Origin of the sequence: Nocardioides rubriscoriae (assembly GCF_008087085.1) — a bacterium.
Lineage (GTDB): Bacteria > Actinomycetota > Actinomycetes > Propionibacteriales > Nocardioidaceae > Nocardioides > Nocardioides rubriscoriae.
In genome coordinates this window covers 64,084-83,500 of sequence record NZ_VIYJ01000001.1, presented here as the reverse complement: position 1 = coordinate 83,500, position 19,417 = coordinate 64,084, and the positions used below count along the sequence as shown (strand labels likewise).

At 70.7% G+C, this 19,417-nt stretch carries 23 protein-coding genes; 21 read left to right on the top strand and 2 right to left on the bottom strand.

Going from position 1 to position 19,417, the window contains the following annotated elements; all coding sequences use genetic code 11:
- The first annotated feature begins 11 nt into the window (after positions 1-11).
- From rplB to map, 20 genes are all read left to right on the top strand, one after another.
- The gene (gene rplB / locus FZC61_RS00425; RefSeq protein WP_148611390.1) at positions 12-848 is read left to right on the top strand and encodes a 50S ribosomal protein L2; all 837 of its coding nucleotides are present in this window, start codon (positions 12-14) and stop codon (positions 846-848) included.
- A gap of 15 nt (positions 849-863) precedes the next feature.
- Positions 864-1,145 (top strand): 30S ribosomal protein S19, encoded by a 282-nt coding sequence (rpsS, locus tag FZC61_RS00420; RefSeq protein WP_148611388.1) that lies wholly within the window; start codon positions 864-866, stop codon positions 1,143-1,145.
- The gene (rplV, locus tag FZC61_RS00415; protein ID WP_148611386.1) at positions 1,145-1,567 is read left to right on the top strand and encodes a 50S ribosomal protein L22; all 423 of its coding nucleotides are present in this window, start codon (positions 1,145-1,147) and stop codon (positions 1,565-1,567) included. Before rpsS ends, rplV begins: the two co-directional genes overlap by 1 nt.
- Complete coding sequence (gene rpsC / locus FZC61_RS00410) at positions 1,567-2,397, top strand: 30S ribosomal protein S3 (RefSeq protein WP_148611384.1); 831 nt, start codon at positions 1,567-1,569, stop codon at positions 2,395-2,397. Before rplV ends, rpsC begins: the two co-directional genes overlap by 1 nt.
- Before the next feature lie 3 nt (positions 2,398-2,400).
- Positions 2,401-2,820 (top strand): 50S ribosomal protein L16, encoded by a 420-nt coding sequence (gene rplP / locus FZC61_RS00405; protein ID WP_148611382.1) that lies wholly within the window; start codon positions 2,401-2,403, stop codon positions 2,818-2,820.
- Positions 2,820-3,062 carry a 50S ribosomal protein L29 gene (gene rpmC, locus FZC61_RS00400; RefSeq protein ID WP_148611380.1) on the top strand — a complete coding sequence of 81 codons (243 nt, stop codon included), beginning with the start codon at positions 2,820-2,822 and terminating at the stop codon, positions 3,060-3,062. Before rplP ends, rpmC begins: the two co-directional genes overlap by 1 nt.
- Positions 3,059-3,337 carry a 30S ribosomal protein S17 gene (rpsQ, locus tag FZC61_RS00395; RefSeq protein WP_148611378.1) on the top strand — a complete coding sequence of 93 codons (279 nt, stop codon included), beginning with the start codon at positions 3,059-3,061 and terminating at the stop codon, positions 3,335-3,337. The genes rpmC and rpsQ overlap by 4 nt, the downstream gene beginning before the upstream one ends.
- A gap of 79 nt (positions 3,338-3,416) precedes the next feature.
- Positions 3,417-3,785, top strand: a complete 369-nt coding sequence (gene rplN, locus FZC61_RS00390; protein WP_091109706.1) for a 50S ribosomal protein L14 — start codon at positions 3,417-3,419, stop codon at positions 3,783-3,785.
- Positions 3,785-4,159: a 50S ribosomal protein L24 gene (gene rplX, locus FZC61_RS00385; RefSeq protein ID WP_211357022.1), complete on the top strand. Its 375-nt coding sequence runs from the start codon at positions 3,785-3,787 to the stop codon at positions 4,157-4,159. Before rplN ends, rplX begins: the two co-directional genes overlap by 1 nt.
- A 2-nt stretch (positions 4,160-4,161) precedes the next feature.
- Entirely contained in the window at positions 4,162-4,734 is a 573-nt protein-coding gene (gene rplE / locus FZC61_RS00380) for a 50S ribosomal protein L5 (protein ID WP_148611376.1), read from the top strand.
- A gap of 3 nt (positions 4,735-4,737) precedes the next feature.
- Positions 4,738-4,923, top strand: a complete 186-nt coding sequence (locus tag FZC61_RS00375; protein WP_028636399.1) for a type Z 30S ribosomal protein S14 — start codon at positions 4,738-4,740, stop codon at positions 4,921-4,923.
- A 76-nt stretch (positions 4,924-4,999) separates the two neighbouring features.
- On the top strand, positions 5,000-5,401 hold the full coding sequence (rpsH, locus tag FZC61_RS00370; RefSeq protein ID WP_148611374.1) for a 30S ribosomal protein S8: 402 nt from the start codon (positions 5,000-5,002) through the stop codon (positions 5,399-5,401).
- 28 nt (positions 5,402-5,429) lie between these two features.
- Complete coding sequence (gene rplF, locus FZC61_RS00365; protein ID WP_148611372.1) at positions 5,430-5,969, top strand: 50S ribosomal protein L6; 540 nt, start codon at positions 5,430-5,432, stop codon at positions 5,967-5,969.
- Between the two features lie 3 nt (positions 5,970-5,972).
- A complete protein-coding gene (gene rplR, locus FZC61_RS00360) occupies positions 5,973-6,356 on the top strand; it encodes a 50S ribosomal protein L18 (protein WP_148611370.1) in 384 nt (127 codons plus the stop codon).
- A gap of 34 nt (positions 6,357-6,390) precedes the next feature.
- Positions 6,391-7,026, top strand: a complete 636-nt coding sequence (gene rpsE / locus FZC61_RS00355) for a 30S ribosomal protein S5 (protein ID WP_148611368.1) — start codon at positions 6,391-6,393, stop codon at positions 7,024-7,026.
- Entirely contained in the window at positions 7,026-7,208 is a 183-nt protein-coding gene (gene rpmD, locus FZC61_RS00350) for a 50S ribosomal protein L30 (protein WP_140008184.1), read from the top strand. Before rpsE ends, rpmD begins: the two co-directional genes overlap by 1 nt.
- A gap of 1 nt (position 7,209) precedes the next feature.
- Positions 7,210-7,650: a 50S ribosomal protein L15 gene (gene rplO, locus FZC61_RS00345; protein ID WP_148611366.1), complete on the top strand. Its 441-nt coding sequence runs from the start codon at positions 7,210-7,212 to the stop codon at positions 7,648-7,650.
- 158 nt (positions 7,651-7,808) lie between these two features.
- Positions 7,809-9,113: a preprotein translocase subunit SecY gene (gene secY / locus FZC61_RS00340; protein ID WP_148611364.1), complete on the top strand. Its 1,305-nt coding sequence runs from the start codon at positions 7,809-7,811 to the stop codon at positions 9,111-9,113.
- A gap of 2 nt (positions 9,114-9,115) precedes the next feature.
- Positions 9,116-9,691, top strand: a complete 576-nt coding sequence (locus FZC61_RS00335; protein ID WP_148611362.1) for an adenylate kinase — start codon at positions 9,116-9,118, stop codon at positions 9,689-9,691.
- 6 nt (positions 9,692-9,697) lie between these two features.
- Positions 9,698-10,519 (top strand): type I methionyl aminopeptidase, encoded by an 822-nt coding sequence (map, locus tag FZC61_RS00330; RefSeq protein WP_148611360.1) that lies wholly within the window; start codon positions 9,698-9,700, stop codon positions 10,517-10,519.
- 15 nt (positions 10,520-10,534) lie between these two features.
- Here map and FZC61_RS22835 read toward each other — a convergent pair whose 3' ends face one another.
- Both FZC61_RS22835 and FZC61_RS22830 read right to left on the bottom strand, forming a co-directional pair.
- On the bottom strand, positions 10,535-11,956 hold the full coding sequence (locus FZC61_RS22835) for a serine/threonine-protein kinase (RefSeq protein ID WP_170285915.1): 1,422 nt from the start codon (positions 11,954-11,956) through the stop codon (positions 10,535-10,537).
- The gene (locus FZC61_RS22830) at positions 11,953-13,071 is read right to left on the bottom strand and encodes an FHA domain-containing protein (RefSeq protein WP_170285914.1); all 1,119 of its coding nucleotides are present in this window, start codon (positions 13,069-13,071) and stop codon (positions 11,953-11,955) included. Before FZC61_RS22830 ends, FZC61_RS22835 begins: the two co-directional genes overlap by 4 nt.
- A gap of 102 nt (positions 13,072-13,173) precedes the next feature.
- On the opposite strand from FZC61_RS22830, the gene FZC61_RS00320 reads away from it, so the two are divergent.
- On the top strand, positions 13,174-19,413 hold the full coding sequence (locus tag FZC61_RS00320) for a fibronectin type III domain-containing protein (RefSeq protein ID WP_148611356.1): 6,240 nt from the start codon (positions 13,174-13,176) through the stop codon (positions 19,411-19,413).
- The last annotated feature ends 4 nt before the right edge of the window (positions 19,414-19,417 follow it).

The following is a 19,417-nucleotide window of genomic DNA, read 5'->3' as shown; positions in this document are numbered from 1 at the left end:
ACTACTGACTCATGGCTATCCGCAAGTACAAGCCGACCACTCCGGGCCGTCGTGGCTCGTCGGTCGCCGACTTCGTCGAGATCACCCGTACGACGCCCGAGAAGTCCCTGACGCGTCCGCTGCCCAAGAAGGGCGGCCGCAACAACCAGGGTCGGATCACCACGCGCCACCAGGGCGGCGGGCACAAGCGTGCCTACCGGATCATCGACTTCCGCCGCTACGACAAGGACGGCGTGCCGGCCAAGGTCGCTCACATCGAGTACGACCCCAACCGCACCGCCCGCATCGCGCTGCTGCACTACGCCGACGGCGAGAAGCGCTACATCATCGCCCCCAAGGACCTCACCCAGGGCACCCGGATCGAGTCCGGCGTGGGCGCTGACATCAAGCCCGGCAACAACCTGCCGCTGCGCAACATCCCCGTCGGTACCACGATCCACTGCGTCGAGCTCCGCCCCGGCGGCGGCGCCAAGATCGCCCGGTCCGCCGGCATCAGCGCCCAGCTGATCGCCCGCGAGGGCTCGCGCGCCACGCTGCGCATGCCCTCGGGCGAGATGCGCTTCGTCGACGTGCGCTGCCGCGCCACGATCGGCGAGGTCGGCAACGCCGAGCAGTCCAACATCAACTGGGGCAAGGCCGGCCGCATGCGCTGGAAGGGCAAGCGCCCGACCGTGCGTGGTGTCGTGATGAACCCCGTCGACCACCCGCACGGTGGTGGCGAGGGCAAGACCTCGGGTGGACGCCACCCGGTGTCCCCGTGGGGCAAGCCCGAGGGCCGTACGCGCAAGCGCAAGGCCTCCGACTCGCAGATCATCCGCCGGCGTAAGTCCGGCAAGAACAAGCGCTGATAGGGAAGAAGACAGATGCCTCGCAGCCTCAAGAAGGGTCCCTTCGTCGATGACCACCTTCAGAAGAAGGTGGACGCCGAGAACGAGAAGGGCACCCACAACGTCATCAAGACCTGGTCGCGCCGTTCGATGATCACGCCCGACTTCATCGGGCACACGGTCGCCGTGCACGACGGACGCAAGCACGTCCCGGTCTTCGTCACCGACTCGATGGTCGGCCACAAGCTGGGCGAGTTCGCCCCGACCCGCACCTACCGCGGGCACGTCAAGGAAGACCGGAAGGGGCGTCGTCGCTGATGTCTACCACCGAGCGTCACCGCATCAGCGCGCGCCGCGACTCCCTGCTGGGTGACCAGCCGGGTGCCTTCGCGAGTGCCCGCTTCCAGCGGATCACCCCGATGAAGGCCCGTCGTGTCGTCGACCTGGTCCGCGGACTGCCCGTCGACGAGGCCCTGGCCATCCTGCGGTTCGCGCCGCAGGCTGCGTCCGAGACCGTCTACAAGGTCCTCGAGAGCGCCATCGCCAACGCCGAGACCACCGAGGGCCTCGACGCCGGCGACCTGGTCGTCTCCGTGGCCATGGTCGACGAGGGCCCGACGATGAAGCGCTGGCGCCCCCGCGCCCAGGGTCGCGCCACCCGGATCAACAAGCGGACCAGCCACATCACCCTCGTGGTGCAGCCGGCCTCCGCGGTCAAGACGAACGGAAAGGGTGCCTGATGGGCCAGAAGATCAACCCCAACGGCTTCCGTCTGGGCATCAGCACCGACCACAAGTCGCGCTGGTACGCCGACAAGCTCTACAAGGCCTACGTGGGCGAGGACGTCGCCATCCGCAAGCTGCTGTCCAAGGGCATGGAGCGCGCCGGCATCGCCAAGGTCGAGATCGAGCGCACGCGTGACCGCGTCCGTGTCGACATCCACACCGCCCGCCCCGGCATCGTCATCGGTCGCCGCGGCGCCGAGGCCGACCGCATCCGTGGCGAGCTCGAGAAGCTCACCGGCAAGCAGGTCCAGCTCAACATCCTCGAGGTCAAGGCCCCGGAGATGGACGCGCAGCTGGTCGCCCAGGGAGTCGCTGAGCAGCTCGCCGGTCGTGTGCAGTTCCGTCGCGCGATGCGCAAGGCGATGCAGACCACGATGCGCTCGGGTGCGAAGGGCATCCGGATCCAGTGCTCCGGTCGTCTCAACGGCGCTGAGATGTCGCGCACCGAGTTCTACCGCGAGGGTCGCGTCCCGCTGCACACGCTGCGTGCCGACATCGACTACGGCTTCTACGAGGCCAAGACCACCTTCGGCCGCATCGGCGTGAAGGTCTGGATCTACAAGGGCGAGGTCGCCGGCACCCGTGCCGAGCGTCAGGCCCAGGCCGCAGCGCGCGCCGGTGTCCCCGGCCGCGGCGGCAGCAACCGCCCGCAGCGCGGTGGCGAGCGTCCGAGCCGTGGCTCGCGCCCGACCCGCGCGGACCGCGAGGGTGGCGCCGAGGGCGCTGTCGCAGGACAGGCCGACACGGTGGCTCCCGCGGAGACGACTTCCGGAACGGAGGGCTGAACCATGCTGATGCCCCGTCGCGTCAAGCACCGCAAGCAGCACCACCCCAACCGCCGTGGCGCGGCCAAGGGTGGCACCACGCTGGCGTTCGGTGAGTTCGGGATCCAGGCGATCGAGGGTCACTACGTGACCAACCGCCAGATCGAGTCCGCCCGTATCGCCATGACCCGCCACATCAAGCGTGGCGGCAAGGTCTGGATCAACATCTACCCGGACCGCCCGCTGACCAAGAAGCCCGCCGAGACCCGTATGGGTTCCGGCAAGGGTTCTCCCGAGTGGTGGATCGCCAACGTCAAGCCCGGCCGCGTCATGTTCGAGCTGTCCGGTGTCGACGAGGAGGTCGCCCGCGAGGCGATGCGCCGCGCGATCCACAAGCTGCCCATGAAGTGCCGCTTCATCACCCGAGAGGCCGGTGAGTTCTGATGGCTGCCGAGGTCAAGGCCCACGAGCTCGACGAGCTCAACGACATCGATCTCGAGTCCAAGCTGCGCGAGGCCAAGGAGGAGCTGTTCAACCTGCGCTTCCAGGCCGCGACCGGCCAGCTCGAGAGCCACGGCCGGCTTCGCACGGTCAAGAAGGACATCGCGCGGATCTACACCGTGGTGCGCGAGCGCGAGCTCGGCATCCGTACCGCTCCCGGCACGAACGACGAGGCAACCGCATGAGTGACACGACGAGCACGCCGACCCAGCGCAACGCGCGCAAGACCCGTGAGGGTCTGGTAGTCAGCGACAAGATGGACAAGACCGTCGTGGTCGAGGTCGAGGACCGTGTCAAGCACGCGCTCTACGGCAAGGTCATGCGCCGCACCAGCCGGCTCAAGGCGCACGACGAGAACAACGAGTGCGGCACCGGCGACCGGGTCCTGATCATGGAGACCCGTCCGCTGTCGGCGACCAAGCGCTGGCGCCTCGTCCAGATCCTCGAGAAGGCCAAGTAAAACCCTTCTCAGCCCAACACCGTTCAGCCAGGCTCCGCGCTCGTGAGGCGCGGAGAACCGGCTCGACAAGGAGAAAACAGTGATTCAGCAGGAGTCGCGACTCAAGGTCGCCGACAACACGGGTGCCAAGGAGATCCTCTGCATCCGCGTGCTCGGCGGCTCGGGTCGGCGCTACGCCGGCATCGGTGACGTCATCGTGGCCACGGTCAAGGACGCGATCCCCGGCGGCAACGTCAAGAAGGGCGACGTCGTCAAGGCCGTCATCGTGCGCACCGTCAAGGAGCGCCGCCGCGCCGACGGGTCCTACATCCGCTTCGACGAGAACGCCGCCGTCATCCTCAAGGCCGACGGCGAGCCGCGCGGTACCCGCATCTTCGGCCCCGTGGGCCGCGAGCTGCGCGAGAAGAAGTTCATGAAGATCATCTCGCTCGCCCCGGAGGTGCTGTGATGGCTACGCCCAAGAAGGCCAAGATCGACATCAAGAAGGGCGACACCGTCAAGGTGATCGCGGGCAAGGACAAGGGCGCCGAGGGCAAGGTCATCAAGGTGCTCCGTGAGGAGCAGCGGCTGATCGTCGAAGGCGTCAACCGCATCAAGCGGCACACGAAGGTCGTCAACCAGGGCGGCCGTGCGGGCAACACCGGCGGCATCATCACCACCGAGGCCCCGATCCACGTGTCCAACGTGATGCTCGTCGAGGGAGACGGGGTGACCCGGATCGGCTTCCGCCGCGAGGAGGTCACCAAGCGCCGCCCCGACGGCTCCACCTACCTGGGCACGCGCAGCGTGCGCATCTCGCGCAAGACCGGCAAGGAGATCTGAGCATGACCGAGGGAGCAGTGGCCGAGAAGGTCACCCCGCGTCTTAAGACGCGCTACCGCGAGGAGATCGTCCCGGCCATCAGGTCCGAGTTCGAGATCGCCAACATCATGCAGGTCCCCGGCCTGACCAAGATCGTGGTCAACATGGGTGTCGGCGAGGCCGCTCGCGACTCCAAGCTGATCGAGGGCGCGATCCGCGACCTCACCGCGATCACCGGCCAGAAGCCGGCCGTGACCAAGGCCCGCAAGTCCATCGCCCAGTTCAAGCTGCGCGAGGGCATGCCGATCGGCTGCCACGTCACCCTGCGCGGTGACCGCATGTGGGAGTTCCTCGACCGCCTGCTGTCGCTGGCCCTGCCCCGCATCCGTGACTTCCGCGGTCTCAACCCGGGCCAGTTCGACGGCAACGGCAACTACACCTTCGGCCTGACCGAGCAGGTCATGTTCCACGAGATCAACCAGGACAAGGTCGACCGCCAGCGCGGTATGGACATCACCATCGTCACCACCGCCACGAACGACGACCAGGGTCGCGCGCTGCTCAAGCAGCTCGGCTTCCCCTTCAAGGAGAACTGAGACATGGCCAAGACAGCCCTCCGGGTCAAGGCGGCCCGCAAGCCCAAGTTCGCCGTGCGCGGCTACACCCGCTGCCAGCGCTGCGGCCGCCCCAAGGCCGTCTACCGCAAGTTCGGCCTGTGCCGCATCTGCCTGCGCGAGATGGCCCACCGCGGCGAGCTGCCCGGCGTGACCAAGTCCTCCTGGTGAACCCCAGCCACATCAACCGCTGAAGGTCCGCTCCCGTCGCGGAGCGGAAACCACAGAAGAGAGAGAACGACCTTCCATGACGATGACCGACCCGATCGCAGACATGCTCACGCGTCTGCGCAACGCCAACCAGGCGTTCCACGACGACGTCTCCATGCCCTACAGCAAGCTGAAGCAGGGCGTCGCCGAGATCCTCAAGCAGGAGGGCTACATCGCCTCCTTCGACGTGACCGACAACGAGGGCGTCGGCCAGACGCTGACCATCACCCTCAAGTACGGCCGCAGCCGCGAGCGCTCGCTCGCCGGCCTGCGCCGCATCAGCAAGCCCGGCCTCCGGGTCTACGCCAAGCACACGGGCCTGCCCAAGGTGCTCGGCGGACTTGGTATCGCCATCATCTCCACCAGCCAGGGTCTGCTCACCGACAAGCAGGCCAACCAGAAGGGCGTGGGCGGAGAAGTCCTCGCCTACGTCTGGTAACGACGAGACCGAGAAGGAGAACACCAGCATGTCGCGCATTGGCAAGCTTCCCGTCGCGGTCCCGTCCGGGGTCGACGTCGCCATCAACGGTCCGCTCGTGACCGTCAAGGGGCCCAAGGGCACCCTGTCGCACACCGTGGCCGAGCCGATCGTGGTCGAGCAGGGCGAGGGCGTCCTCGACGTCAAGCGCCCCGACGACGACCGGATCAGCAAGTCGCTCCACGGCCTCACCCGCACCCTCGTCAACAACATGGTCGTCGGCGTGACCGACGGCTACGAGAAGAAGCTCGAGATCGTCGGCGTCGGTTACCGCGTGCTGTCGAAGGGACCGACCCAGCTCGAGTTCCAGCTCGGCTACTCCCACGTGATCATCTTCGACGCGCCCGAGGGCATCACCTTCACCGTCGACGGACCGACCCGCCTCGGCGTCGTCGGCATCGACAAGCAGCTCGTCGGCGAGGTCGCCGCCAACATCCGCAAGCTTCGCAAGCCCGAGCCCTACAAGGGCAAGGGCATCCGGTACTCCGGAGAGCAGATCCGCCGCAAGGTCGGAAAGGCTGGTAAGTAGTCCATGGCCGTCAAGATCAAGCAGCAGAAGCACGCGTCCAAGCGCCTGCAGTCGCGGCTCAAGCGCCAGGTGCGCGGCCGCAAGAAGATCAGTGGCACCGCCGAGCGTCCGCGCCTGGTGGTCACCCGCTCGAGCAAGCACATCACCGTCCAGGTCGTCGACGACCTGATCGGCAAGACGCTGGCCTCGGCCTCGACCATGGAGGCCGACCTGCGCGGCCTCGAGGGTGACAAGAGCGCCAAGGCCACCCGGGTCGGTGAGCTCGTCGCCGAGCGTGCCAAGGCCCAGGGTGTCGAGACCGTGGTCTTCGACCGCGCCGGCAACAAGTACCACGGCCGGATCGCGGCCCTGGCAGACGGGGCCCGCTCCGGCGGGCTCGAGTTCTAAGCCAGCGACCAACACGAACAGGGAGTAGAGACTCATGAGTGGACCCCAGCGCGGACAGCGCGGTGGCGGCGACCGTCAGGGCCGCGGCCGTGACGGAGGTCGTGGTCAGGGCGCTGAGAAGAGCCAGTACCTCGAGCGCGTCGTCGCGATCAACCGCGTCGCCAAGGTCGTCAAGGGTGGTCGGCGCTTCAGCTTCACCGCCCTCGTCGTCGTCGGTGACGGCGACGGCATGGTCGGTGTCGGCTACGGCAAGGCCAAGGAGGTGCCCGCGGCGATCGCCAAGGGTGTCGAGGAGGCCAAGAAGGCGTTCTTCCGCGTGCCCCGCATCCAGGGCACCATCCCGCACCCGGTGCAGGGTGAGAAGGCGGCCGGCGTCGTCTTCCTGCGGCCGGCCTCGCCCGGTACCGGCGTCATCGCCGGTGGCCCGGTGCGCGCCGTCCTCGAGTGCGCCGGCATCCACGACGTGCTGAGCAAGTCGCTCGGCTCGTCCAACCAGATCAACATCGTCCACGCGACGGTCGAGGCGCTGCGCATGCTCGAGCAGCCGGAGGCCGTGGCGGCTCGCCGTGGCCTGCCGGTCGAGCACGTGGCTCCGGCCGCGCTGCTCAAGGCCCAGGCCGAGGGTCGTGTCGAGGCGGCCGAGGCCGCTGCTGCGGCGGGGGTGTCGTGATGGCCCAGCTCAAGATCCAGCAGTTGAAGTCCACCATCGGGTGCAAGGCCAACCAGCGCGAGACCGTCCGGTCGCTGGGCCTCAAGCGCATCGGTGACGTGGTCGTCAAGGAGGACCGCCCCGAGATCCGTGGCATGGTCCACACGGTCCGTCACCTGGTGACGTTCGAGGAGGTCGAGTGACATGACGCTCAAGCTGCACCACCTGCGCCCGGCACCGGGCGCCAAGAAGGCCAAGACCCGCGTGGGTCGCGGTGAGGGCTCCAAGGGCAAGACCGCCGGCCGCGGTACCAAGGGAACCAAGGCCCGCTACCAGGTCCCCGTCGCCTTCGAGGGTGGCCAGATGCCGATCCACATGCGTCTGCCCAAGCTCAAGGGCTTCAAGAACCCGTTCCGCGTCGAGTTCCAGGTCGTCAACCTCGACAAGCTCGGCACCCTGTTCCCCGAGGGGGGCGACGTCAGCGTCGACGCCCTCGTGGCCAAGGGCGCGGTCCGCAAGGGCCAGCCGGTCAAGGTGCTCGGCCAGGGCGACATCACCGTCCCGGTGACGGTCACCGCCCAGGCGTTCTCGGCCTCGGCCAAGGAGAAGATCGAGGCCGCCGGCGGCTCGGTCACCGTGGCCTGACATTTCCACAAGCTCGAAGACGAAGGGGCGTTCCCGCTGATGAGGAACGCCCCTTCGTCGCCTGTTAGGCTTCCCGAGGCCCAGCGCTCGTGCTTCGGCGTGTCCGTCACGTCACAGCCGCTCGGTCCGGCCCCTCATCTGCTGGAGAAAGAGGAAACGTGCTCACCGCGTTCGTGAACGCCTTCCGTACACCGGACCTTCGCAAGAAGCTGCTGTTCGTCCTGCTGATCATCACGATCTTTCGCGCGGGGTCCCAGATCCCGGCGCCCGGGGTCAGCGTGGCCGCCGTGCAGGACTGCCTCGGCAACGACGCCAACAGCCAGGGGGTCTACACCCTCATCAACCTGTTCTCGGGCGGGTCGCTGCTCCAGCTGACGATCTTCGCGCTCGGGATCATGCCCTACATCACCGCCAGCATCATCTTGCAGCTGCTCGTCGTGGTCATCCCACGGCTCGAGGCGCTCAAGAAGGAGGGTCAGTCGGGGCAGACCAAGATCACCCAGTACACCCGCTACCTGACGCTGGGCCTCGCGGTCCTCCAGGCGACGGGCATCGTGGCCCTGGCCCGCTCGGGCAACCTGCTGCAGGGCTGCACCGAGCCCCTGCTGTTCGACAACGGGCTGCAGACCTTCCTGGTCATGGTCGTCACCATGACCGCCGGCACGGCCGTCATCATGTGGCTCGGCGAGCTCATCACCGAGCGCGGCGTCGGCAACGGCATGTCGATCCTCATCTTCACCCAGGTCGTCGCGACCTTCCCGGCCCAGCTGTGGGCCGTCGGCAAGACCAAGAGCTGGTGGACCTTCGGGATCGTCATCGTGATCGGCATGGTCATCATCGCCGCGGTGATCTTCATCGAGCAGGCCCAGCGCCGCATCCCGGTGCAGTACGCGCGCCGGATGGTCGGCCGCAAGATGTTCGGCGGCAGCTCGACCTACATCCCGCTCAAGGTCAACCAGGCCGGCATCATCCCGGTGATCTTCGCGTCGTCGTTGCTCTACCTGCCGGCCATGGCCGTCCAGTTCAACCGCGGCAGTGCCGACCAGCCGGGCTACATCACCTGGATCAACGACCACTTCGTGCGCGGCGACCACCCCTACTACATGGTCGCCTACTTCTCCCTGATCATCTTCTTCACCTACTTCTACGTCTCGATCACCTTCAACCCGCAAGAGGTGGCCGACAACATGAAGAAGTACGGCGGCTTCATCCCCGGGATCCGGGCGGGCAAGCCGACCGAGGACTACCTGTCCTACGTCCTGTCCCGCATCACGCTGCCGGGTGCCATCTACCTCGGACTGATCTCACTGATCCCGCTGATCGCCCTGGTCCTGATCGAGGCCAACCAGAACTTCCCGTTCGGTGGCACCTCGATCCTGATCATGGTCGGCGTCGCGCTCGACACGGTGAAGCAGATCGAGAGCCAGCTCCAGCAGCGCAACTACGAAGGATTCTTGCGGTAGCCATGCGCCTCATCCTGATGGGCCCCCCCGGTGCGGGTAAGGGAACCCAAGCCACCAAGGTGGCCGACCACTTCGGCATCCCTGCGATCTCGACCGGCGACATCTTCCGGGCCAACGTGTCCCAGGGCACCGAGCTCGGGATCAAGGCCAAGCACTACATGGACGCGGGGGAGTACGTCCCCGACGAGGTCACCAACCTGATGGTGCGCAACCGCATCGACGAGCCGGACGCTGCTCCCGGGTTCCTGCTCGACGGCTACCCGCGCACGACCGCGCAGGTCGAGGAGCTCGACGGCATGATCTCCTTCACCGGGCACAAGCTCGACGCGGCCGTGGTGCTCACCGTGGACGCCGACGAGCTCGTCGCCCGCCTCCTGCAGCGCGCGCAGACCGAGGGTCGCGCCGACGACACCGAGGACGTCATCCGGCGCCGTCAGGAGCTCTACACCAAGGAGACCGAGCCGCTCATCGAGCTCTACCGCTCGCGCGGCGTCCTGGTCGAGGTCGACGGCATGGGCGAGGTCGACGAGGTCACCGAGCGCGTCTTCGCCGCCCTCGACATCATTCCAGAGAGCTGAGTCACCTTGGGGTGGCGTGATCGGGGCGTGCAGGTCAAGACGCCCGAGCAGGTCGCCGTCATGCGGCGAGCCGGGCTCGTGGTCGGTCGCACCCTCGAGATGGTGCGCGAGCTCGCGCGACCCGGCCTGACCACCGGCGAGCTCGACGCCGCCGCTGAGGCCCACATCCGCCAGCTCGGGGCCACGCCCTCGTTCTTGGGCTACCACGGGTTCACCGGGTCGTTGTGCGTCTCGGTCAACGACGAGGTCGTGCACGGCATCCCGGGTGGGCGGGTCCTGTCCGAGGGCGACCTGGTCTCGATCGACTGCGGTGCGATCGTCGACGGTTGGCACGGCGACGCCGCCATCACCATCGCGCTCGGGGACGTGCCAGAGGAGGTCGCCACCTTGATGCGGGTGACCGAGGAGGCCATGTGGCGCGGCATCGCCGCGGCCCGACCCGGCGGTCGGGTCACCGACATCTCGCACGCCGTCGAGACCCACGTCCGCGCGGCCGGTCGCTACGGGATCCTCGAGGACTACACCGGGCACGGCATCGGCTCCGAGATGCACCAGGCGCCCGACGTCCCCAACTACGGCAAGCCCGGTCGCGGCCCCCGGCTCGTGCCGGGCCTCGCCCTGGCCGTGGAGCCCATGGTCACCCTCGGCAGCGCCGAGGTCGACCTGCTCGACGACGACTGGACCGTCGTCACCCACGACGGCTCCTGGGCCGCGCACAGCGAGCACACCTTCACCCTGACCCCCGACGGCGGCACCTGGGTGCTCACCGCCCTCGACGGCGGCAAGGTCGTCCTGGAGTCGCTCGGCGTGACCTACGGCGGCGACTGACCCGACCGCTCCGACTCAGCGGCAGCGCTCGGTCGGCGGCGAGTCGTCGCCGTCGCGGATCAGCACGACCTGCACGCACACGCGGTCGGCCGAGCGCACCACCACCTCGGTGTCGCCGGTGCGGACGGCCTCGCCGGTGTCCGTACGACGCCACATCCAGGTGTCGCCGGCACGCTGCTTGTCCGGGGCGCGCCACGTGAACGTGACCCGGTCGCCGCGTCGGGTCGCCTCGACCTCGGGAGGCAGCGGCAGCGAGCCCGCCTCGATCGGCGCGGGGGTCCGGGTCGCCGGGTCGAGCGTGACCGGCGGCTCCTCCTCGCCACCCCCGCGCAGCGCGAGGAAGCCGACGACCGCCGCCGCGACGACGGCACCGACGACCGCCCACACCAGGCCCGCCCGCGAGCCGCGCTCGGAGGGGCCCGTGCCGGTGGGGTCGGACGCGGACTCGATCCGGGCGGCCCGCGGCCCGGAGGCGGGGATCACGGTGATCGGCTTGACGTAGGTCGCGTCGGGGTCGCCGACCGCCGGGGGGACGACCCTTGCGCCGTCGCTCGCCGGGCGGTCCCCCTCGACCGCGATCGCGGTGCGGGCGTAGCCGGCCTGGGCCTCGATGCGCTGCAGGGCACGCGCCAGCTCGAGAGCCGAGCCCGGTCGGTGCTCGGGCGCCTTGGCCAGGCACTGGGCCAGCAGCCCCTCGAGCGCCGGCGGCACCTCGGGGCGCCCGGTGCCGGGTGCGGGGGTGTGCAGGATGCGCGCCGACAGGGCCCGCGGGGTGTTGTCGCCGTGCATCACGGCGAAGGGCGACCGCCCGGTCAGCAGGTTCCAGATCGTCGCGCCGAGCGAATAGACGTCGCTGGCGACCGAGCCGTTGGAGCGCCCGTCGAGCAGCTCGGGCGGCGACCACGGGTAGGAGATGCGGACCTCGGACTCGGCCCCGACCTCGTGGAGGTAGCCCGCGATGCCGAAGTCGGTGAGCGCGGGTTCCTGGTAGGTCGTCACCAGCACGTTGCTCGGCTTGATGTCGCGGTGCACGATGCCGGCCCGGTGGGCGGTCTCGACGGCGCTGGCGAGCTTGATGCCGGTGCTGAGGGCGTCGGCGACCGACATCGGCGCCTGGCGCACGCGCACCCCGAGGTCGGGCGGCGGGCAGTAGCGCATCACCAGGTAGGGCCGCCCGGCAGCGGGTCCGCTGGCGCCTATCGTGCCGGCGGTGATCACCGAGACGATGTAGGGGTGGTCGGCGAGCGTGGCCATCGCGTTGGCCTCGGCGGCGAACAACCCCTTCTCGCGCTCGGTCAGCAAGACGTCGGGGCGCACGACCTTGACGGCGACGCGCTGCTGCGGCCACTGCTGCTCGTAGAGGAAGACGTCGGCGAACCCTCCGCTGCCCAGGTGCTGCAGGAAGGTGTAGCCGGGGATCTCGGGCGCGCCGCTCACTCGGTGACCTCGTAGACGATCTCGTAGCTGTCGGCCAGGTCGAGCACCTGGCCAGGTTCCCAGACGTACTGCTCGTGGCCGCGGATGCGCTGGGGCGGCCGGCCGGCCACCCGCAGCGTGGTGCCGCCGCGCGAGCCCAGGTCGGTCGCGATCACCAGCCAGCCCTCCAGGACGACCGACAGGTGGCTGCGCGAGACGAACGTGGCCTGCGGGGGGAGCCGCACCAGGTGCGGCCACTCGGCGCCGCCCGGCACCGGCTCGGGCTGGCGACCCAGGACGACGCCCCGGTCGAGGGGCACGCGCTCGCCGTCGGGCAGGTGGAGCGTGCCCAGGCGGGGCCGCGGCATCCGGTGCGGCTCCTGCGGCGCCACGGCCTGGTGGCACACCCGGCACCGCGGGCTGTAGGCGGCGGTCACGTGGCCGGCGGGGCAGTGCACCGCGAGCACGGTCTCGTTGGTGGTCTGCTGCAGGTGTGCGCCCGGTGGGGGAGGAAGCGGCGGTCCGCCCGGGGCCGGTAGCCGGTGGGTCGTACGGCCGTCGTGGTCGAGGTCGCGGCGCACCGTGCTGTCGATCCGATCCACCCGCAGCAGCGGCTCCGCCGTCGTCGTCGGCGGGGTCGGCGGGGTCGGGGCGCTGGCCGCCAGGATCTCGGGGGGGATGCCGTCGATCAGACCCTCGGTCGGTACGCCGGGCTCGGACGCCGTCACGGCGCCGGTCGGGCCGGTCGGGCCGGTCGGGCCGGTCGGGCGCAGCACCAGCCGCGCCGCGCCGACGACGCCGCCGACCAGGCGGCGTACGGGGGCGTCGGGGGCGTCCGGCCCACCCAGGTCGAGGGTGTGCACGCCGTCGAGGCTGGTGTGGCGACCGGTCCCGCGGGTCGTGGAGGTCTCGGCGCCCGGGGTCAGGTCGACCAGCACCAGGGCGACCGGGGCCCCGCAGGCAGCGGCGACGGCGTCGACGACGGCACCGACCACGGCAGCGGCCCCGGCGCGGGGGTCGGTCACCAGCGCCCAGAGCACGTCGGCCGCGTCGGGTCCGGGGTCGGGGGAGACCAGCAGCCACCGGGGGCCTGCGCCGACGACGAGGCCGTCGCCGGGGGTGTAGGTCGCCTCCACGCGGGCATTCTCCACCGGTGCCGCGACTTGGCGCAGCCCGGAGGGGCTCCTTACCCTTTCCCCACTCGGTCACTGGAGGCGGTCTTGGGCGTCATGGGCTCCGTGCGACGGCATCGTGTCGCCATCGCGTCCAACCTCGCGCTGCTCGTCGCCGTGACCGGGATGGTGGTGGTCGCGACGCAGGCCGACGGCTACCGCACGCACGACGCACAGCTCAACGACGGCGGCATCTGGGTGACCAACGGCCGTGACGGTTTCCACGGGCGGATCAACAAGCCGATCGCGCAGCTCGACGGGGTCGCGTTCGTCGAGCAGGACACCCAGCTCGACGTCGTCCAGGACGGCGCCGCGGTGCTCGGGATCGACGTGTCGGCCGGCGTCCTGAGCACGCTCGACCCGGGCAAGGTCGCCCTGCTCGACGGTGAGGACGCCACGCTGCCCGCGGCGGCCCAGGTCGGCCTGGCCGGGGGCACCGCCGCGGTGCTCGACCCGGCCGCCGGCACCCTGTGGGCCGAGCGCGTCGACACCCGGCTGGGGGTGCCCCCGGTCTCGGCGCTCGACGCCGGCACCGACCCGCTCGCCACCACGGGCGAGGACGCCGGTCTCGCCGTGACGCTCGACGGGCAGGTGCTGGTCGCCTCGACGTCCGACGACGTGCTGCGACGCTTCGCGCCCACCGACGCGGGTCTGGCCGCCCCGACCCGGACCCCGCTCGGGGCCGACCTCGGCCCCGCGACGACGGTGACGGCCGTGGGCGACCGCGCGGTCGTCCTCGACGGTGCCTCGGGGGCGCTGCGGGTCGTCGGCGGGCCCGACACCGACGTGACCCCCGACGCCACGCTGCAGGTGCCGGGTCCCGACGCCGGCTCGGTCCTGGTGACGACCACCGACTCCCTGCTGGCCGTCGACCTCGACACCGGCGACGAGACCACCCTCGTCGACGGGGTCAGCGGGCGGCCGACCCCGCCCGTGCGCCTGGGTGCCTGCGTCTACGGCGCGTGGTCCGGTGGCCTGGGCACCGTGGCGACCGTCTGCGACGGCGCCGAGCCCAGGGTCTCCGGCCTCGGCACCCGGACCACCGACCTGGTGTTCCGGGTCAACCGCGGCGAGATCGTCCTCAACGACCGCACCACGGGCGCGGTCTGGGACATCGACTCCGACCAGCCGACCCGACTCGACGACTGGGACGCCTTCCAGCTCAAGCCCGACCCGAGCGACGACAAGGACGACAACAACAACGAGGACCAGGGCGACCGTCGTCCGCCGGAGGCCAAGGACGACGACCTCGGGGCGCGTCGAGGACGCACCACGGTGCTGCACCCGCTCGACAACGACACGGCGCCGGCCGGACGGCTGCTGGCCATCGCCGGCGTGGGCGACGTCACCGGCTCCGACGCCGACATCAGCATCAGCCCCGACGGCCAGACCGTCCAGGTGACGCTGCCCGACGACGCCGGCCCCACCAGGTTCGACTACACGATCGACGACGGGCGCAGCGGCCTCAGCGACACCGCGACCGTCCGGGTGACTCCGCGCAGCGACGACGTCGACGCCCCACCCCAGCTGCGCGAGGGCTTCGAGAAGCGGGACTGGACCGTGCCGGCCGGCGGCACCCTCGACATCCCGGTCCTGCCCGACTGGCGTGACAAGCAGGACGGCGACCCGCTCTCCCTGGCCTCGGCCGAGGCCAAGGGCGGCGAGCGCAGCGGGGCCCTGGCCCGTCCCACGTCGGCCGGCCGGGTCCGCTTCACCGCTCCGGCCACGAGCGGCGTCGTGACGGTCGCCTACGGCGTCAGCGACGGCATCGGCGAGCCGGTCGAGGACGAGCTGCAGGTCCGCGTCCAGGACGTCAAGGACCGCAAGGCGTTCCCCGGCACCGCCGAGCCCGACGTCGTGTCCGGGGAGGCCGGCAAGACCCTCACCATCCGACCCCTGGCCAACGACCTGCCCGGGTCCGACCCGGTCAACCCGACCGCGCTCGTCGAGCTGGCCGGCCAGATCGCCCAGGTCGGCGGGGCCGAGGTCCGCACCGACCTGGTCGACGGCACGATCAGCTTCACCGCCGACCAGCCGCGCACCTACTTCCTCGACTACGACCTGCGCTACGGCAACGCGCCCTTCGACGCCGGGCGCATCCGCGTCGACGTCAAGGCCCCGGACAGGCCGCCCGCGGCGCCGGTGGCGATGCCCGACAGCCTCACCGTCTACGGCCAGGCGGCCTCGCTGGTCGACGTCGTCGCCAACGACGTCGACCCCTCCGGCGGCATCCTGGTCGTCCAGGGCGCCGAGGCCGACCGCGGGGGCGAGGAGTCGCTCGACGTCGCCGTCGTCCAGGGCCGGTGGCTGCGCATCGCGGCGCGCACCGGCGACCTGGCCCCCAACCCGCAGCTGGTCCGCTACACCATCAGCAACGGCAGCCGGTCGGGGATCCAGGGCCAGGTCGTGGTGACCTGGCGACCGGCACCGGCCGACAACACCCCCGTGACCGAGGTCGACCGGGTCGTCGTGCGGGCCGGCGGGGCCGTGTCGGTCCCGGTGCTCGACAACGACTTCAGTCCCGCGGGCGACGAGCTCGAGCTCGTCGGCGACGTCCCCGGCCAGGACGCCGGCGTCCTGGCCGTCCAGGGCCCCGGCGACGACGCCCGGGCGCCGACCGGGCAGGCGTTCGTCACCCACCGGTTCGTCCGCTACGTCGCGCCGCAGCAGATCGACGACACCGAGACCTACACGGTGCGCTACCTCGCCAGCAACGCCGGCGGGCAGCGGGCGCCTGGGACCCTCGAGGTGCAGGTGGTGCCGGCCGACCGCCGCAACCAGCCGCCCGAGCCGCCTGCGCTCGAGGGGCGAGCGGTCGCCGGCGACACGATCACGCTGCGCCTGCCCGGCGCGGACGTCGACCCCGACGGTGACCCGGTGACCCTCACCGGAATCGCCTCCGGGCCCGAGCTGGGCCGCATCGTCCGGTTCGGGGCGACGTCGCTGGTCTACCAGGCCTACCCGGGCAGCGTCGGCACCGACGAGTTCTCCTACACCGTCATCGACGCCCTCGGGGCGCCGGCCACCGGCACCGTCCGGGTCGCGGTGACCGCCCCGGGCACCCCACAGCCGCCGCTGGCGGTGCCCGACACCCTCACCACCGAGCCCGGACGCACCGCACGCCTCGACGTGCTCGCCAACGACTACGTCGCCGCCGGCGACCGCGTCGAGGTCGAGCTGGTGGGCCGGCAACCGGGTGTCAGCCTGGAGTCGCCGCAGGGCCCGCTGGTCGTCCAGGTCCCGGCCAGGGGTGACGGTCGCACGATCGAGGCCGTCTACCGGGTCACCAACGGCCTGGAGTCCTCGCAGACCACCGCGACGGTGCGGCTGTCCGAGCCGTTCAACAACCCGCCGGTCGCCTTCGACGCCTACGGCACCCCGGCGGTCGAGGGGTCGGTCGACGCCGCGGCGGTCGCCGGCGGCGAGGTCGACGGCCGGGGCGACGCGTCCACGGTGACCGTCGACGTGCTCGAGACGGCCTACGACCCCGACGGCGACGACGCCGACCTGTCGGTCGCCGAGGTCTTCGCGCCGCCGGGCGTCACCGCGAGCGTCGCCGACGGCACGGTCACGGTCGCGCGCGGCGACGAGCCCCGGGTCGTGTCCTTCCGCGTCGTCGACGCCGACGGTGGCTCGGCGACCGCGTCGGTCTTCGTGCCCCCGCTCGCCGGCGAGGCGCCGTACGTCGTGCCGGGGGCGGTCCTCGAGGTCGAGCCGGGCGCCACCGCGGACTTCGACCTCGCCGACTACGTCGTCGACCCGGCCGGTGGCCCGGTCATCTTCACGCTCAAGGACCGGGTCTCCGGCTCGCCCGCCAGCGCGGTCGTCCCGCGGATCACCGGCAAGGCCCGCTTCGAGGTCACGGCCGCCGACACCTACCAGGGCCCCGGTGCCCTGGTCTTCGAGGTCACCACGGGCGAGTCCGTCGACGACCCCGACGGGGTCGAGGCGACGGTGTCCGTGCCCGTCCAGGTCGGCTCGCGCGACCCCATCCTGCGCTGCCCCACCCAGCCCGTGCGGATCGCCCAGGACCGCACGCTCTCCCTCGACATCGCCTCGCTGTGCCACGTCTGGACCCCCGAGCCCGACGAGGTCGACGCGTTGTCCTTCGACGCCGACTGGAACACCTCCGTCGACGGGTTGGCGATCATCCAGGGCCAGGGGCGGACCATCGAGATCAACGCCGCCGGCACCACCGCGCCCGGCAGCCGGGCCGAGCTGAAGGTCACCTCCGGGGGCAGCGACCCCGGCCTGATCCAGGTCGTGGTGGTCCGGTCCCCACCGCCGACGCTGGTGCCGATCCGCCTCGACGACATGCGGGCCGGCCAGCAGCGCACCTTCGACCTGGCGCCGTACCTGCGCCCGGGCGTGGCCACACCCGAGCCCACCGTCGTCTCGATCGAGCAGCTCACCGGTCTCGACGTCCAGGCCACCGCCGACGGCTCGTCGGTGCGGCTGCGCACCGGGGCCGTGGTCGACGGGCGCGCCGAGTTCCGCGTCGTGATGAGCGACGTCGCCGGGTCCTCCGGGCCCGAGCGCCAAGCCGAGGGACGCCTGGTCCTCGACGTGCTCGACGTGCCCGACCGGCCGACCGCGCCGGTGCCCGGCACCGCCGTCCGTGACCAGGAGGTGGCGCTCTCGTGGCGCGCGCCCGAGGCCAACGGCGCGCCGATCGACCGCTACGAGGTGCGCAGCGGCGGTGAGCGTCGTGAGTGCGGCGGCACCAGCTGCGAGGTGTCCGGCCTCGTCAACGGTCGCGACTACCGCTTCGAGGTGCGTGCCCACAACGCCGTCGGCTGGTCGGCGTGGAGCCCCCGGTCCGCGGTCGCGACGCCCGACGCACGTCCCGGCCGGGTCGGACCGATCACCCTGGTCAAGGAGGGTGACACCTTCCTCAAGCTCCGCTGGACCCCGCCGACCACCCAGACCTCCGACATCAAGCAGTACGTCGTGTCGTGGCAGGACGGCGGGTCGACGACGACCCGCCGGCCCGAGGTGACCGCGACCGGGCTCGACAACAACCAGGCCTACTCGTTCACCGTCTATGCCATCAACGAGACCTTCCCCGGCGAGAAGCGTGTCTCGGCCACCTTCCAGTCGCTGGGCACCCCGCAGGCCCCGGCACAGCCCACGATCACCGAGCAGCGCACCAGCTCCGACGAGACCGCCGTGGTGGTCAGCTGGCCCCCGGTCGACCCGCCCAACGGTCCCGGTCCGGTGCGCTACACCGTGCTGCGTGACGGCAAGGCCCTGCCCGCGTGCTCCGACCAGACCGCGACGCAGTGCACCAACGCCGGCATCCAGTACGACGGCACGACCTACTCCTACACCGTGCGCGCCACCAACAAGGACGGGGCAGGCCGGACGTCGGCCCCGAGCCAGGCCGCGACGTTCCAGGCCGTCGGCGAGCCGGAGCCCTGGGGCCCGTGGACCCTGGACCCCTCGGGCGACAACAAGGTCGGCCGCACGACCTACACGGTGCCCGACTCCAACGGCGCCCAGTCCCGGGTGCGCCTCTACCGCGACGGCGCGCTCTACCGCGAGGCCGACGCCACCGGTCAGCGCAACGAGGCGGTCGCGACGCCCGACAACGACCGCGCCCACACCTTCCAGCTCGAGGTCTGCAACGAGAAGTCCGCCTGCGTCCGCTCGGAGGAGAAGCTCCTGCAGACCTACGGGCCCCTCGTGCGCCAGCACATCGTCAACATGACGCCCGAGACCCAGGGGCGCCGGGTGCGGTGGTCGGTCACCGTCGACACCAACGGCAACCCGGCGAGGCTGGAGGTCACGCGCATCAGCTCCGGCTACGGGTTGGCCACCACCATGTCGATCGACGTGGTCGACACCTACAGCTTCACCACCGGGTGGAACGACATCGGCTACAACAACACCGAGCAGCTCAAGCTGAAGATCTTCGACAACTCGCCCGACCGCGGCTACGGCGAGCGGCAGGCCCGCTCGTCACCGACCGACAACCCGCCCGCACCGACGGTGACCATCTCCAAGGGCGCCTCGTGCCGCGACGGCACGAGCAACCCCTGCAGCAACGGCTCCACGGGCTCGCCGTGCACGGTCTCGGCGTGCGCCCGGATCCGGTTCGAGAGCGCCAACTGGCCCTTCAACCCGATGTTCTGCGACGTCTACGACTCCGTGGACGGTCAATACATCACCAACCGCCAGGTCGCCACCAACCGATCCGTCGAGCCGGGCCCCTACTTCGGCTACCCGGACCGATCCGTGTGGGTGCGCTGCGGCGACTCCTCGGGCAACGTGCTCGCCGAGAGCAACCACCTCAACTGGTACTGAAAGA

What these genes read in the sequence shown, in the direction of transcription:
- rplB (WP_148611390.1), top strand. Translation starts at nt 12, where the DNA reads ATGGCTATCCGCAAGTACAAGCCGACCACTCCGGGCCGTCGTGGCTCG.
- rpsS (WP_148611388.1), top strand. Translation starts at nt 864, where the DNA reads ATGCCTCGCAGCCTCAAGAAGGGTCCCTTCGTCGATGACCACCTTCAG.
- rplV (WP_148611386.1), top strand. Translation starts at nt 1,145, where the DNA reads ATGTCTACCACCGAGCGTCACCGCATCAGCGCGCGCCGCGACTCCCTG.
- rpsC (WP_148611384.1), top strand. Translation starts at nt 1,567, where the DNA reads ATGGGCCAGAAGATCAACCCCAACGGCTTCCGTCTGGGCATCAGCACC.
- rplP (WP_148611382.1), top strand. Translation starts at nt 2,401, where the DNA reads ATGCTGATGCCCCGTCGCGTCAAGCACCGCAAGCAGCACCACCCCAAC.
- rpmC (WP_148611380.1), top strand. Translation starts at nt 2,820, where the DNA reads ATGGCTGCCGAGGTCAAGGCCCACGAGCTCGACGAGCTCAACGACATC.
- rpsQ (WP_148611378.1), top strand. Translation starts at nt 3,059, where the DNA reads ATGAGTGACACGACGAGCACGCCGACCCAGCGCAACGCGCGCAAGACC.
- rplX (WP_211357022.1), top strand. Translation starts at nt 3,785, where the DNA reads ATGGCTACGCCCAAGAAGGCCAAGATCGACATCAAGAAGGGCGACACC.
- rplE (WP_148611376.1), top strand. Translation starts at nt 4,162, where the DNA reads ATGACCGAGGGAGCAGTGGCCGAGAAGGTCACCCCGCGTCTTAAGACG.
- FZC61_RS00375 (WP_028636399.1), top strand. Translation starts at nt 4,738, where the DNA reads ATGGCCAAGACAGCCCTCCGGGTCAAGGCGGCCCGCAAGCCCAAGTTC.
- rpsH (WP_148611374.1), top strand. Translation starts at nt 5,000, where the DNA reads ATGACGATGACCGACCCGATCGCAGACATGCTCACGCGTCTGCGCAAC.
- rplF (WP_148611372.1), top strand. Translation starts at nt 5,430, where the DNA reads ATGTCGCGCATTGGCAAGCTTCCCGTCGCGGTCCCGTCCGGGGTCGAC.
- rplR (WP_148611370.1), top strand. Translation starts at nt 5,973, where the DNA reads ATGGCCGTCAAGATCAAGCAGCAGAAGCACGCGTCCAAGCGCCTGCAG.
- rpsE (WP_148611368.1), top strand. Translation starts at nt 6,391, where the DNA reads ATGAGTGGACCCCAGCGCGGACAGCGCGGTGGCGGCGACCGTCAGGGC.
- rpmD (WP_140008184.1), top strand. Translation starts at nt 7,026, where the DNA reads ATGGCCCAGCTCAAGATCCAGCAGTTGAAGTCCACCATCGGGTGCAAG.
- rplO (WP_148611366.1), top strand. Translation starts at nt 7,210, where the DNA reads ATGACGCTCAAGCTGCACCACCTGCGCCCGGCACCGGGCGCCAAGAAG.
- FZC61_RS00335 (WP_148611362.1), top strand. Translation starts at nt 9,116, where the DNA reads ATGCGCCTCATCCTGATGGGCCCCCCCGGTGCGGGTAAGGGAACCCAA.